The sequence below is a fragment of the Yoonia sp. I 8.24 genome (genome assembly GCF_022096995.1).
GTDB lineage: Bacteria > Pseudomonadota > Alphaproteobacteria > Rhodobacterales > Rhodobacteraceae > Yoonia.
The window spans coordinates 1-14,428 of sequence record NZ_JACXGQ010000001.1 but is presented as its reverse complement, the minus strand read 5'-3'; the positions used below and the strand labels follow the sequence as shown (position 1 = coordinate 14,428).

The window sequence follows — 14,428 nt, the reverse complement described above, 5'->3', positions numbered from 1 at the left end:
CTTTAATTTGGTGTTCCAGTATTGTCCGGCCCGGCGCTGATCCCCTTGTGGGTATGCGTGTCACCGATGTTCTTTCCATTGTGGGACAAGGCCCCACCGCTGTTCACGGCCCCGGACGCCGATAGCGTCAGAGAGTAGCCACCAACCGAAAACACGATTGAAGATCCACCGCCGACAGCCTTGATCGATGCGGAGCCAACAGACAGCAGCACAAATTCATCACCCGCCGCAGATGGCCGGCCATTTGCATCAGAATTCAAACTGCCCTGAATAATCGCATCATGCAGATCGCCGCTTTCAGAGGTGATCTTGACCTGTTGCCCCACAGACGGCGGGTTATGCGTCTTATTTGCACCCGCCGCAGCTTCAGCCCACGGGATCCATCCCGTTAGCATCGCCGTGTCGCCATCTGAGAGTTGAACACGCGCCAGACCATTAGACGCATCAACTTGCGTCACAACACCCGTGCGCCCTTGTGATCCCACGCGGCGCTCCAACTCAGACACGCGTCGGCGGAGATTATCAAATTCCTCAGCCAGTCCCATTAACCGCGATCCTCAACAGATATCGGTGATGCAACAACTACCCCAGCAGGCACGCCATCCATCGCGTAAAGCGCCAAAGAACGCGCATCACGCGTCGTCATACCCGTCAGGGCCTCATAGCTCTGGTCTGTCGAGGTATTCGCCTGCCCCAGCATCAGCTCAAACAGCCCCGCTTGTGCGACGCCATTTTGCGCCATTAACGCTAAAAACTTCAGCCAATGGCTATCCGGCGCGAACACCTGACCAAGTGGCGGATCCGCATAAGCTTCAACCGTCAACTTAATCTGTCCACACGCAAGACGCACACCATCCGCAGCGCTGCTAGAGCGCACCTGCGCTTTTGACACCAGCGTGCAAAGATCACCAAAGACCTGCGACCAAGGGTTACTCGGGTCAGTGAGTACCCGACAAATCTGACAGCCGACTACGTCTAAGATCGCTTCAAATTGCGCATCCGTTGACGGCAATCCTTCAATGATTTCAGTGACGCCCGTCTCTTTGTTTGTCTGCCCCATCGTCAGAGACACACCGCAGTTGAACGTCAATTCAATCTGCCCGTTCGTGCGCAGCCCCGTATTGCCCAAGTCAGACGCCTTGCTTGTGTCCGAATAGACCGCAATGAATGGGCGCTGTTGATCCGTTTGCAAATCACCATCAGCAGTCTGATCAATCGCAGAAATCTGACTGTCTAGCACGTTCGTGCCAACAAGCGTGCCACCCAGCTTCAAAGCCTCAACAGCAGCAATCCGCAAAGCCATCATGGTCAAAGACATCAAGCATCTCCTAGCTCGCAGATCAAACGCAGATGCGAACGATCATCAACAGATAAGATTTCAAATGCGGGTGTGCCGCCGCGATCTAACGCAACGACCTTGTCACCCTTGCGTATGATCACATCAGGGTTCGCAATTCGGTCGATCCGCAAATGCCCACCAGCCGCCGCGATTGAAGTTCGCTCACTCCGGCCTCGACCGAATCCCATGCCCTCAGAGCCGCGATCACCAGTGCGAATGACCGCGCCGAATTCGCTCACGCCGCGCGCTTGATCTTGTAAGCCCGCGACAAGCGGAAGATGCCTGATCGTTTCCGACCAGACATCATCCACCTCATCCATCAGTTCGGCGCGCAACGAGCGATCCATTAGGCTTGCAGTGCCTTCAAAGCAGCCTGTGCAGCATCAAGCGTGGCTTGGGCCGCTGTGACGGCTTCGTCACCGTCAGCAGCGTCCAGCACCACTTGCGCTTGGTCGACAGCCGCTTGCGCATCAACCAATTGCTGTGCGGTATCTTTGGCGTCAGTCTTCTTGGGAGCCGCCTTCTTCTTGGGTGCATCGCAGAATACGGCAATCCGGTCCTGCACAACGCTATCAGCATAAAACGCAGGCACCTGAACCGGCTCACCGGCCCGCACCTTGACGTCTTTATCTTCCCCAGCCATCGCGGCGGGAATGATTGAATTGCCGGTGAACGACACCCATTTTTTCTTCGTAGTCGCCATGATCTTCTCCTGTACTGGCTGAATGCCAATGCGGTGCTCCGCATAAGAATGCAGCCAAAAGCCCGGCGCATCCGCACCGGGCCTTTGTTTGATTGATGTGTTGAATTGTGATCGCTTAAATCGTCAACTTGCGCAGCGCGCCCGGACGTGTGCACAGAGAAATCGCATTCATCTGCGCATCCAAATGACGCCCTTTGCCGTTTGCCATCGGATATTGGTTGGCATAGCGCGGCAGGCCAATGGTGTTGACAGTTTCTTCAAGATCCGCAGGTGCAAACCGTGTGATAAACAGATCGGGCACGCCGACCGGGAACACACGCGCTTCATTGTCTGCGATGAAGGATACATCGCTATTAGCAGCCTTGGCGCGACGCCCGGTGCGGTAGCGCTCCCATGTCACACCACCAACGCGGAACACGTCAGGCGCACCATCGCGCAGCTGGTAGCCTTGGTTGTCAGCAAGGAAGGTTTCACGCACCTCAGCTTGATCCCAAAGTGCGGCGTGATATTCGCGCCCACACATCGCATGGATGCCGCTGTAAGCTTCGTCGAGATCATCTTCGATAGAGTAGACAATATCTTCTTTGATCTTCGTCGCGATCCCAGACACAGCGCTGCCCAAACCCATGACAATCGGCGCAGGAACCGCCAAGCCGAAGCGGTCATAAAGATCGTGTAAAACGCGCCCCTGACCTGACACAACAACCCCTTTGATCGCACCCACACGCTGGTGTTCAAGCGTCGTATCAAAGCTGCGCGCGTGCTTCACCTGCTTGCTATCGATACGGTTTTGCACTGTTTCCAGCTGATCCGTTTCGCCAAACATGCGTACGCCTTGGACTTCGTCTGCCATCACAGCGTCATTGATCTCAAAATGGTCAATTTCAAACGGGATCAAGCGACGCGTATCATCGTCAGAAGTTTGCCCCGGACCACCGCGCGCCGTTGGCTCAATGATCGCCAAGGTGCCGTTGTTTTCTTCGATCTTAATGGTGGTCGTCGACACACCTTCTTCATCAAAGATGCCAGTCGCGCCAACTTGACCGGGCACAAAAGGTTGATTGTTCAGCGCTGCTGTCAGCGCAATAACGGAAAATTCTTCCCACATAGTTTTGGTTCCCTTAGCGCGCGCGAATGTTGACAGCGTCGAGCTGAGCAACTTTGGCAGCGATTTTGGTTTCATCATCAACTGACGCCTCAAACGTCAGCATCGGCAATTTGACTTCGGCAAGCCGGTCAACAATCGTGACCCGTACATCAACGTCAGTCGCATCGACTGCATATCCGAGAACGGCCTTCGCCGTTTCGGCACCCTCAATGCCAGCGACTTCGGCATAGGGTGATGGTGCAAAAGAACCCGGTGCGGCTGTCAGTTCGCCCAAGACAGTGCCCGCTTCGACCTTGCCAGTACCAGCTGGAATAACAGCCTCAGATAGAGAGATATTCCCTGCCAACGGCGATAGTAAGAACGCAAGATTGCGCTTGCCCATTGTAGAAATCGTCATGTCTTACACCCCTTTTTGTGCGCGACGGCCAGCATAGATACCGCTGGTGTCAATGGTTGCGGCGGTTTTCTTGGGCGCTGGCGCACCTCCACCGGGTTGCGCCAAATCAGCTGCTGCCGACCGGCGCGCTTGATAGCCTTTCGGATCGACAGGCTCATCGCCAGATGGTGCTGGCGCATCGGACGCCGACGCTTTCAAAGCCGCAAGGGCTTCGTCAACAGGAAGGTCGGTGTCAAAAGCCAAGTGCTTTGCAAGACCTTCACAGCCCTGTGCTGCATCGTCTTCGGTGATCGCCTTAATGCGAGCCTTCACGTCAGCAGCAGAAAGCGGTGCAGATGATTGTGCAGACGCATTCGGATCCGCTGGTGCGGGTTGTGTTGCCATGGTGGGTGTCTCCTTTACCTTGGCTGGGGGTGATGCAGCGGATGCCGCTTTGCGCGCTTCGGTTTTGAAGGACCAGTTTTCCTTCTTTGCCATCGCCACGAGTTTTTGAGGGGCGTTGTCATAAACGCGGTAGTCAAACGCGGCGACCGACTTGGATTGGCCACCTTCGGTTTCAGTTGCGAACCCGCGCGACACGGCCTCATCGCCGGTCAGCCAAATCTCTGCTTTCATATCGGTGCGGATATCTGCAGCATCTTCGCCAGATTGATCGGCGTAAATGCCAGCCATCAAATCCGCGAGCTTGTTCAGCTGCGCTACGGATTTGGCATGGCTTTCAGCATTGCCCCAAGTGCTGCCAGCAGGATCATGGATCATCATCAACGCGCCTGCGCGCATCGTGATACTGTCGCCCGCCATTGCAATCACAGACGCCGCAGAAGCGGCCATCGCATCCACGACAACGGCAACATCGCCTTTGTGCGCCAGCAGCGCATTATAGATTGCGATGCCATCATCGGTGTAACCACCGCCCGAGTTAATCCGCACCGTGATATCTGCGTCGCGGCCAACTTCAGCCAAGGCGTCGAGCACTTCGGAGGCTGTGAAACCGTCACCCCAATAGCTCTCACCAACGAACCCGTACAACACGAGTTCGCCATCCACGAGAATGGTCATGTCTTTCTCCTAAGGTTTAGGTGTAGCGAAATCGCTTCGCAAATCGGGTCCGCTTCTTACCATCACCCGACCGCGCGCATGCGCTTTCATAATGCGCAATCAATGACGCCAACCGACTGTCATTTGCCTGCATGAACGAGACTTCTTCACCATCAATCCGCACGGTTTCGCGCACACCGCCGACAGCGAGCTTCAACTGCATTTTCTTTAACGCCGACACCACATCACATGGCTTCGCGATATCAATCAGGTCAGACCCAATTTTGACTGTACCTGTTATAGTCATGTCGCGCTCCCGACTGGGGCTGTTGACGCGCCTTTCGGCGCATATGGCGATTGCATGCCAGCATCGAGATAACGCCTATGGGCGCGCTCACGCTCTTCAAACAGAGCGTCAGCATCAATCCCGAGATCACCCGTCTCAATTGACACGGAACTTGTGCCATTGCGCATGCGCTCAGTCGATGCCTTTGCAGATTTCAGATCATCAGCCGTTGGCTTTGGTGGACCTTGCCACCCTGCCATGCAAACCCGCGCCCGGTTCGCGCGGAATGCACGATACCCGCCTTTGAATGGAATACGGCCTTCGCCGATTTCCTCATCCAACCAGCTTTCATAAACCATCTGGCACATCGGTGCGGCCACACGTTCGCGACGACGCGTCACAACGGGCCACAACGATGATGTTTCCATGCGCACACTGGCATAGCTTGCATCCGTGTAATCCATCGTCAGGCCGCCGTAAGAACAGCCAATCGTGCGGGCCATGTCCCGCGCCAGACTGTTCGAGAACGGCAAGAAATCTTTGCCCGGCACGTTTGCCGTTTCCAAACCAAGCTTTTGCCCCGGCCCCAAATGTGACACTTGCGGATCCGCACCGACCGAAATCCGGCTCTCAGCCGCCGCATCTAAGCTGCCAGCAAGGTAACCCAAATACTCTTTGCCGTATTCAACACCGTCACCGCCCTGCTCTTTCAGCACTTCAAGCGCCTCATAAGCATCCGCGCTTGGCGTCTCTGACGTTAGTGTGATCGCAAAGACCGTTTGCAACAGCGCCATTTGCAATGTCGCATCATCGAGCATTTCGGCTTGAATGTGTTTACGAAACGCTGGTGCCAGCTTCGATATCCCACGTACATCAGTCGCATCCATCGGGTCAAAGATATGCATGACTAGTGGCAGTCCATCTGCATCAAAAGCCGCATAATCACGTTTGACACATCGACCGTTCGAACTGGTGTCAAACCGATATGACATAGGGCGGCCCTTGGCGTCATGGCCCACTCCCTGAAACATGCCATCAAATGTATTGGTGTCCTGCACCAATTTTTGCGGTGGCACCAAGCACAGCTTTGTCCCCGTCGAAATCCCGTAGTGCGCGCGATCTGCATCACCAAAGAAATCAAAAACACCCGTAACTTCGCCAAACGCTATATCCCAACGCAAACCAACATCAACCATCTGCGGTCCCGTCAGCTTACCGCGCAGGTCGCATTCTTTTTTGTCGTTCCAAAACGGTTTCCAGCGCCGTTTCAGCAGGCGAATAAATTCCGCTTTTTCTTCTTCGGAATACCCAAGGCCCGTTAGGTCAGGGTCAGGCGTCAATGTCAGCCCAACCCCCACCGTATCTGCAATCACTTGGTCACAGGCCCCCTTCAAGCGGCCTGAGTTTTGAATGAGATCCATCGCCAGACCTGCGCTGCGTGACCAAGCCCGGCGGATATCATCCCGGCTATTCGTCAGAGGTGCTGCACGCGATGCAATGGCGCCGCTTTTGGTGTCCCGCAGATAACGCGCCGTCGTGCGAGACGGCACAGCTGCCCCCTGCTTTACACCTGGACGCATCAACCCCATCGCTTTTTTAATCAGGCCAGTCACAGCTATTTCTTGCTCCACTTACGTCGGGCGCGATCTTTTGCCCGTTCAGATTTAACCGCCTCTTCTGGCGCTTCAGCAGCCGTTGGCCGCGTGACCATAAGCAGGTCTTCGAAATCGGCTTGGACATCTTCAGGCGGGCATTCACGTGCCGCCATCAGTTTGTCCCATTCCGTATCCGGCAAGCTGCGCACGCCCAAACGGGTGGCCGCAGCCTCTGCCTGCAAATGCGTATCCAGCCCTTCGTTTGCTTGGCTTGGATCTTTGACCCAAAGATACCGCGTGAACCCTGATTTTGCCTTTTGCGCCTTGCGCGATTCAGATGTCAGCTGGCGGAAATATTCGTCTTCCAGCCCCTTTGGCAGCGCAACAAACCCACGCTCTTCAGGATCATCTTTTTTCAAGTTGCGATAGAGCGCCATTTTCAACACCGATGATGCGAAGTTGAAAAAGCGTTTTGAATAGCGCACCAGCTTGCCCCGCCGATTGCGTTCCTTTTTGACCTGCGCCAGTAACGGTGCGCTTTCAGGATGCACACCGCGCACCATGATCACGCGACCAGCCGGGTGCTTGCGCGCCCAATCCCAGACGTCCTCGGTATAGGCGTTGCCATCAATCGCCAGCAGATCGATTTCAATCTTGCGCCCATAGGCATTGCGAAAGCCCTGCTTGAGCAACCCGTTCAACTTGGTCTGGCGGGCCTCATCCGAGATGTGCCCGTTGAACACGCCGTATTCGACAACTGCCCGGCGTCGGTTTGTTCCCCATGCAACAACCTGCCATTCCACCCGATCCCCTTGGCAATCGACGCCGCATGTCAGCAGCGGATAGCCTGCAGGAATTGTGCCATGCACATAGTCAGATTCTGACGCGCGATCTCGCAAGTCTTCCCAAGGTGGCGATTCACCCAAGACCCGGTAGGCTTTGCCAACAACGTCATTCCAAAACGTCTGCTCCTTCGGTGGATCTCCCTTTGCAGCCAGCCAAGCGCGCGCGATGCGTTCAAACGATTGCAACGGCGAATAGGCCGACCACAGATAGAATGAGCGGTGATAGCGTTTCTGCTTTGGGTTTGACGCCCGCCATTCGACAAGCGGGATAATCTCAGCCCGGTGATGATCTTGGATTGCACAGCCGCAATCTGGCCCCTGACACGTAAAATGCGCGCGCTCTGGATGATCCTCATCCAGGTTTTGCAACATGTTTTCCCACGCAAGCACCTGCATAAACCCGCAATGCGGACACGGCACATAGGGGTATTCTTGGCTCCCCGCTTCAAAGCTGCTCGTGATCCGACATCCCGGCACCACCATTGGCGTCGAGATCTTAAATATCTTTGCGAACTCGCGGCCCTGACTGCGGCTGTCCGCTTGGTTCTCAGGATCGCCCGCGCTGTTCATATCCCATTTCGCAAGGTCATCTTGGACCTGACGATTGATTGAGACCTGCGACAAAGACGCCGGCGAATTCGCCCCCGAAATCAAGAGCGCACCGCGTCCATCACGACGCTCTTTATAGGTCACCGAATCCTGCCCATCGCGGGCTTTCATCGGAAAGATTTTGCGCAGTGCCGTCGTGCCCTTAAGCATCGGCGACAGCTTCATCTTTGACCAGCGCACCGCGTTGTCATGCGTTGGATGCACATAAAGAAAATCACCGGGGTCCATATCCATAGAACCGCCCGTGAAAATATTCGCAAGAACCGTCCCACCAAGCTGCGCGGATTTGGAAAGGCTAACGATACGGCACGGATCATCTGGCGAGAGCGCCCGTAAAATCTCATCAAAATACCGAAACCGTTGACGGTTATACGGCCCCGAAAACTCACTCTCGCGTTCCGAGAACACGATGTTGTCTTCGGCCCATTTGAGGTAATCGACTGGCGGTGGCGGGTTCAAGATCTCGGCCAACACATCGCCAGCCATCCACTCTGCACTTGTCACCGCAATGTCTAACATCACCCATCCAATTCAACAGACGTCGTTGTGTTCCTTTCCAGGCTCGCAAGCCGCGCGCGTTCTTTTTGCGTGGCGGACTGGCGCACTTGCCTGAATTCGCTTTTCAACAGATGCAGCACATCGCGCTGCGGCACAGTAAATTGCGATGCAATCGATGCTGCGAAATCCGTCAAAGATCCTTCAAAAATCTGCAACATCATCACTGCAACACGCGCCATTTGCTCGCGCGCATCCTCTGACGACATCAGCTTGCCTTGCTGCCGTGCCTCTTCCGCCGCCCCCATCCGGTTCTTGCGGTGCTGTTCCTCTAACCGCGCGCGCTTTAATTGATCTTCGACCGTGTCTCGTTTCGGTTCAGGCGGCACGGTATCTGGCTGATCAGTTGGCACAGCGCTCAAGGCTTGCTGGGTTGGCTCGGTTTCCTCTGCTAAAGCATCTTCAGGTCGCCCAACATTCGGCGCGGCATCCGTCGACGTCCGGGTTTCAATCCCATTCCCAAGCGCTTGACCAATATCGCGATTGCGGCGCACCTGATCGACGGCCACCGACACGACCACCTTTCCTTTTTTTTCGGGACTAGTGAACGCGTTGTCGCGCAATATGTCTTTCTTTTTCCACTGACTGACAGCTGCGCGGCTCACTCCCATGTGGCGCGCAAAATCCGCCTGCGAAAGATGTTGCTGTTCTGGCTGCATATCTCATAGCCCCTTCGGGTTTCGCATCACCTTCTATTGTTAAGCCGTTGTTTGTTAAGCAACACCACGGATTGTTAAGGCTTCACAAAACCCGTCTGACTAGCAAATCCTCGGGCCGCTTACGCACCGCGTGCATCCCAAACGGCCTACGGTCCCTAGTTTTTTCTGGCGCATTAAAGGCCCATCGTGCGGTTGAATTCGTGGTCGAGACGGCGTGGCAGCACGTCAGCGATAACATCCTCAAACGCATTCGCCGTTGCGCCCGAAACCATCTCAAGCGGGATGAACACGCCTGATTTAAGCCGCTCCAATTCGGTGCGACCACCAATACGCTGGAAGGCATGGCCACCCATGTTCAACGCCACACGCCCCCGATCAAAGCTGCCGCCTTTGATGAAAACGTTCTCAAACAGTTCCCGCTCACCACGGACATAGGCGGTCACACCACGGCGCGTCTCGCGCGCTTTAAAATACTTGAGCGACACATCACCGCCCGATGCCTCAAGCCTGTATTCCAAATCCTGCCACGACGACCGCTTGGCCTTCACCGCCTTGCGAATAATCTTTTGCGGCAGTCCCGTTTGCTTGGACAATGCCCGCACAACCTGCGTTCGGGCCATATCACCCGTCCGGTTCAGCGCGAGATTGATAACCTTTGGACCACCCTGCCCCAACGCGCCCAGCATATTGCCGAACTGCGTAAGCTCGCGGACATCGATCTCGCCAACGCGGAACATGGGTTGCCCTCTCTTCGCATGATCGAAGTCACACGCCAAACACGTGATGAACCGAGGTTGATCATGGCCAACGCGGATAAGCTTCAGACATATCTCTTAATTTTAGACACGGTGATCGGCTATCGCCTGTTCACCTATCCGGGGGCCTCGGTATGCCACTTCCAGCTTGCGCTGTGATTACCTCGTTTGGCAGGGACTTGGGGTCATCCTGCGACAGTGTTAAGCGAGACGCAAATAATCTGTCAACGGCACTTAACGTTAAGTGGTGATGTTAAGCCCGGCACAACGCGACTTCGGGGCACCCAAGCGGCGCTTTTTTACACATTTTGGATGCAAACCGCGTTGTTCAATCCTCTTCCAGAACGAAAAAAGAACTTTTTGTAACAAGGCTTTACAGCAGCCAAGCGCAACGTTAACGATTTACCTAATATATCATTAATACCAAAAGTTGATTCTAAATGAGAACTAAAATTTTTGCCGAAACTGTGATGGTCGCACTTGGATGCGCGGTATTGACCACAGCAAGCATAGCGGAAACCGCCCCCACCTATCATATATGACGTGGCTGAACACGGGGCTAGGCACAGACGTTTACCGACCTTCCGGCCGGGACAGAACCGGAATATGCTGCGCTCGCATAAACGCCTTTATGGAGAAAACAAGATGGTGGCTGTTTATTCACTAATTTACACTTTGGGGTGGGCCCTTTTTGGGCCCTTAATTACTCTTGCGGCCGTGCCTTTTTTTGTAAGGAGAGGGCCAGAAAGGCCGATCAAGTATAATGTTCCAAACCTTAATTTGGTCATAGTTATTTCCTTCGCTGCGAGTTTGACTGCAAGTGGTATATTTTACTTCTGGACACCCAATAGAGGTGTTTTGGAGGTGGCCCAAACAATCGCCTCTTTCCAAATTCTACCATCGTCAATCTCTTCGGCAGTGCTTTCTGGAAGTGTAACCGCGATAAAACCATTTCTCATGATACAGACTGGCGGTATTTTATCATTGGTATTTGGAGTTATGCTATATGCAAACCCGGCGCATTGGGCAAATACCGTTTATGATATATTTAGCCAACTGGAACGGCACCCAAACGGGAAGCCGCGAATCGTCGCATTGTTTAGCGCAGCAATGGTGGGGCTTATCCTCTTCACACAATATCTGACTACAGATGATTCCGCTCACTTAGGAAAGATATCAATAGCATTCACCCTAATGCCGAGCCTGCTGTTTTGTAGCAGTTGTCTTTGCGTAATTTTCACACAAAAACTCACTTCATCAAAAGAAGATAAAAAAGGTACTCAATGACTTCACCTGCACAATCTGCAATTCAACTCGTAATTTCTCAACTTGATGAAGCTGTAGCGTTGGCACGCGCAGCGGGTTATGACGGCTTGGCAGACGCAATATATGACACCGCCGATTTTTTAATTACAATGGACGGATTAGAAGGCGGGCTAGAAGCTGCCCTGATCGATGAAGATCAAAATGAAGGATTTCGAGTTCTTGTCGAAACCCTTATTTCAGTTGCTGCAGGTGTCGGAGCTAGTGTCGTTATAGGATCACTTCTAGCCCCCGTCATGACATTCGCGGCTGGAAGTATCGTCATTGGAGGCATAAGCTTTGTAGCTGGGGTCGCCGTAGGTTCAGTAATCGAGTTTCTAGGCGACAGTGGGATAACACCGGTAGGAAAAATCGTAGATGCTTCAGATCTTCCAGGTCCAAAAGTCTTAATTGGGACTATTGTCGGCGACGAATTCATAACTACCCAACAAGACGATACTGTCAGATCGAACGGTGGTGATGATACTATCAAAAATGTCGGTGGCTCAGACATAATTGACGGTGGTTCGGGCTACGACACTGTTTCGTATCAACAGCTCGCGGGCGTGGGGTCAAACGGGATTGTTGTCGACAATAGAGATCTGTCAGATGGGGTTATGGTTCAGCATGGCGGCGAATCTGATACACTTATAGAAGTTGAAGCCATCATTGGAACCGATCGCGCCGACGCTGCATTGTTGGGTGCAGGAACTGCAACAACTGTTTTCGACGATGATCTTCGAAGCATCGACCTGGCAGGGGGCGATGACGTGGTCTTCCTTCACAACGAAGGAACAACTGCGCTAAGCGTTATTTCTGTCAGCGGAGGCGCACACATTGATGGGGATTTGCTAGTTATCGGAACGGAGGGAGCCACAGCGTTTACTGACCTGCAAGGCGGGACCGTTCGGTACAGCACTCCCTCGACGGGTGACGCCTCATTTAACATCGATGGCTTTGAGCATGTAATGGGAAACACGGGGGATGATCACGTAACCGGATCGGACGCAGGCAATACTATTTATGGTTACGAAGGCGAGGATCGTATCGACGGTGGCGATGGTGACGATATCATTAACGGTGGAAACGACGACGATGATATTGATGGTGGTGCCAACAATGACATTATCGAAGGCGGCCTTGACGACGACAGACTACATGGCGGTTCCGGCAACGATCTTATCTTTGCGGACTCATATGGTGGCACTGACAGCTCGACGAGTGAACTGTGGGGCGACGCGGGCAGCGACATTCTCGTGGCCGATGCGGGGAGCAACACGCTCAACGGTGGCGCGGACGCGGATATCTTGATTGGCGGCGATGGGAGTGATGTTCTCAATGGTGGCGACGGCAACGATCTGATCATTACCGGTGGCACTGGCGATATTGTTGATGGCGGTGCCGGTGACACATGGGTCGTCGCGACAGCCGGATCAGAAGCGATCATTAATTTTGATGGCTCTGGCGGTGATATGTATATCAGCGGCTTGGAAAGCGGCGTATCTGAGATCAACCTCGTTGGGCTTTCAAGCGATGATGTCGAGTTGGTGTGGAGTTATACCTATACGGGCGAAGTAGACGGTAGTCTTGAACTGCCTGACGAGTACGATTTTTATGAGTTTCCCGATATTTCTGAAACGAAATTTCTTTCAGGTGACGCGTATTTACGTGTGAAGAGCACGGGCGCATTAATCTATATTGGAACCGTTACCGGCGAAGAGACTACTACAATCTACTCTACGGGGCACGGCCCATTAGAGCCTGGAGAACAGCCAGAGCTTTATGAAGAAACTGAATTATACCAAACCGACTATAGCGCCGCAGATGTCACTCTTACAAATGGCCAACTAACTGATATCATTTGGGCTATCGATTTAAGTGACGCATCGTATCCGAACCCCGACAGTATCATTTCATCCGTAACTGATGACTTAAGCAATGACTATGCGTCAACGATCACGGCCAGCACCGACGAAATTGATGATATCTTGTCTGATGCATCCATCGAAATACTAACATCTGGCCCCTTTGGCGACATCGATACAGGTTCTGGCACTGGGGGCGGTGACACTGGGGATGGTGGTTCTGGGACAGGAGGCGACTCCGGTTCTGGCACAGGCGACGGTGACACCGGGGACGGTATCGTGACTGGCACCGGCTCCGCAGATATTATCGACGGCAGCTTTACCGATGCAGATGGCGACGCCATCGATGATTTGGGACAAACAATCGATGCGGGTGCAGGTGATGACACCGTGGTTGCTGGCGCAGGCAACGACACCGTTTTAGGGGGCACCGGCAATGATACCCTTACGGGTGGCGCAGGCCTTGATACATTCACCTTCATCTCAGGTGACGGCACCGATACGATCACTGATTTCGACCCAGCCGAAGATGTCATCTCAATCGATGCCGTCGTGATCAGCGATCTCGGCGCGTTGCCTACTGGCGTGACCGGCGCAACCGTTGGCACTGATTTTGTGCTGAGCTACGGCTCTGGCGATCAAATCACTATCGTGACGAATACCGACCTTGAGGCCGCCTACCCTGACCTGTTTGGTGAGCAAAGCGATGGTATCGTGACTGGCACCGGTTCAGGTGATGTCATCGATGGTAGCTTTATTGATGCTGACGGTGATTTAATCGATGATTTGGGTCAAACAATCGATGCTGGTGCGGGTGATGACACCGTGGTTGCAGGCGCAGGTAACGACACCGTTTTAGGGGGCACCGACAACGACACCCTCACGGGTGGCGCGGGCCTCGATACATTCACCTTCGCATCAGGTGACGGCACCGATACGATCACCGATTTTGATCCAGCAGAAGATGTCATCTCAATTGATGCCGTCGTAATCAGCGATCTCGGCGCGTTGCCTGCTGGCGTAACTGGTAGCTCATTACCTTCTGGCGCTTTCGTCCTATCCTATGGAACCGGCGATCAAATCACGATTGAACCAACATCGGCGCTTGTTGGAGCCTACCCTAGCCTCTTTGTGCCAGACAATGGCCGGACGGTCACCGGTTCGAGTACCGACGACGTCATCGACAGCAGCTTTGTCGACGCTGACGGTGATATCATTGATGACCTTGGTCAAACGATTGATGCCGGGTCTGGTAATGACACAATCAGCGCAGGTCTTGGTAACGATACGATCACGGCTGGCGATGGGGATGACACGATCATCTACAGTGGCGGTGATGATGTCATCGCAGGGAACCTTGAGAACTTTGGGA

General features: G+C 53.8%; 15 protein-coding genes. 3 read left to right on the top strand and 12 right to left on the bottom strand.

Annotated elements, in window-relative coordinates:
* Positions 1 to 2: 2 nt before the first annotated feature.
* The 12 genes from Yoon_RS00075 to Yoon_RS00020 all read right to left on the bottom strand — a co-directional run bounded on the left by Yoon_RS00075 (position 3) and on the right by Yoon_RS00020 (position 9,871).
* Positions 3 to 545 (bottom strand): phage baseplate assembly protein V, encoded by a 543-nt coding sequence (locus tag Yoon_RS00075; protein WP_238109075.1) that lies wholly within the window; start codon positions 543 to 545, stop codon positions 3 to 5.
* Positions 545 to 1,318 carry a hypothetical protein gene (locus tag Yoon_RS00070; RefSeq protein ID WP_238109074.1) on the bottom strand — a complete coding sequence of 258 codons (774 nt, stop codon included), beginning with the start codon at positions 1,316 to 1,318 and terminating at the stop codon, positions 545 to 547. The genes Yoon_RS00075 and Yoon_RS00070 overlap by 1 nt, the downstream gene beginning before the upstream one ends.
* The gene (locus Yoon_RS00065) at positions 1,318 to 1,686 is read right to left on the bottom strand and encodes a hypothetical protein (RefSeq protein ID WP_238109072.1); all 369 of its coding nucleotides are present in this window, start codon (positions 1,684 to 1,686) and stop codon (positions 1,318 to 1,320) included. The genes Yoon_RS00070 and Yoon_RS00065 overlap by 1 nt, the downstream gene beginning before the upstream one ends.
* Positions 1,686 to 2,042 (bottom strand): hypothetical protein, encoded by a 357-nt coding sequence (locus tag Yoon_RS00060; protein WP_238109071.1) that lies wholly within the window; start codon positions 2,040 to 2,042, stop codon positions 1,686 to 1,688. Before Yoon_RS00060 ends, Yoon_RS00065 begins: the two co-directional genes overlap by 1 nt.
* A gap of 115 nt (positions 2,043 to 2,157) precedes the next feature.
* The gene (locus Yoon_RS00055; RefSeq protein ID WP_238109069.1) at positions 2,158 to 3,150 is read right to left on the bottom strand and encodes a major capsid protein; all 993 of its coding nucleotides are present in this window, start codon (positions 3,148 to 3,150) and stop codon (positions 2,158 to 2,160) included.
* A gap of 13 nt (positions 3,151 to 3,163) precedes the next feature.
* The gene (locus tag Yoon_RS00050; protein WP_238109068.1) at positions 3,164 to 3,547 is read right to left on the bottom strand and encodes a head decoration protein; all 384 of its coding nucleotides are present in this window, start codon (positions 3,545 to 3,547) and stop codon (positions 3,164 to 3,166) included.
* 3 nt (positions 3,548 to 3,550) lie between these two features.
* Positions 3,551 to 4,606, bottom strand: coding sequence for a head maturation protease, ClpP-related (locus Yoon_RS00045; RefSeq protein ID WP_238109067.1), 1,056 nt, complete (start codon positions 4,604 to 4,606; stop codon positions 3,551 to 3,553).
* A 16-nt stretch (positions 4,607 to 4,622) separates the two neighbouring features.
* Positions 4,623 to 4,892 carry a hypothetical protein gene (locus Yoon_RS00040; protein WP_238109066.1) on the bottom strand — a complete coding sequence of 90 codons (270 nt, stop codon included), beginning with the start codon at positions 4,890 to 4,892 and terminating at the stop codon, positions 4,623 to 4,625.
* The gene (locus tag Yoon_RS00035; RefSeq protein WP_238109065.1) at positions 4,889 to 6,484 is read right to left on the bottom strand and encodes a phage portal protein; all 1,596 of its coding nucleotides are present in this window, start codon (positions 6,482 to 6,484) and stop codon (positions 4,889 to 4,891) included. The genes Yoon_RS00040 and Yoon_RS00035 overlap by 4 nt, the downstream gene beginning before the upstream one ends.
* A gap of 2 nt (positions 6,485 to 6,486) precedes the next feature.
* Complete coding sequence (locus Yoon_RS00030; RefSeq protein ID WP_238109064.1) at positions 6,487 to 8,439, bottom strand: phage terminase large subunit family protein; 1,953 nt, start codon at positions 8,437 to 8,439, stop codon at positions 6,487 to 6,489.
* Positions 8,439 to 9,134, bottom strand: coding sequence for a helix-turn-helix transcriptional regulator (locus tag Yoon_RS00025; protein WP_238109063.1), 696 nt, complete (start codon positions 9,132 to 9,134; stop codon positions 8,439 to 8,441). The genes Yoon_RS00030 and Yoon_RS00025 overlap by 1 nt, the downstream gene beginning before the upstream one ends.
* A 173-nt stretch (positions 9,135 to 9,307) precedes the next feature.
* Positions 9,308 to 9,871, bottom strand: coding sequence for a phage tail protein (locus Yoon_RS00020; protein ID WP_238109062.1), 564 nt, complete (start codon positions 9,869 to 9,871; stop codon positions 9,308 to 9,310).
* Between the two features lie 18 nt (positions 9,872 to 9,889).
* Here Yoon_RS00020 and Yoon_RS00015 point away from each other — a divergent pair, with 18 nt between their 5' ends.
* The 3 genes from Yoon_RS00015 to Yoon_RS00005 form a co-directional block, all read left to right on the top strand.
* On the top strand, positions 9,890 to 10,048 hold the full coding sequence (locus tag Yoon_RS00015) for a hypothetical protein (protein ID WP_238109060.1): 159 nt from the start codon (positions 9,890 to 9,892) through the stop codon (positions 10,046 to 10,048).
* A 447-nt stretch (positions 10,049 to 10,495) separates the two neighbouring features.
* The gene (locus Yoon_RS00010) at positions 10,496 to 11,176 is read left to right on the top strand and encodes a hypothetical protein (protein WP_238109059.1); all 681 of its coding nucleotides are present in this window, start codon (positions 10,496 to 10,498) and stop codon (positions 11,174 to 11,176) included.
* Positions 11,173 to 14,428 (top strand): calcium-binding protein (locus Yoon_RS00005; RefSeq protein WP_238109058.1); only part of this gene is annotated, 3,256 nt, incomplete at its 3' end. The genes Yoon_RS00010 and Yoon_RS00005, both read left to right, overlap by 4 nt.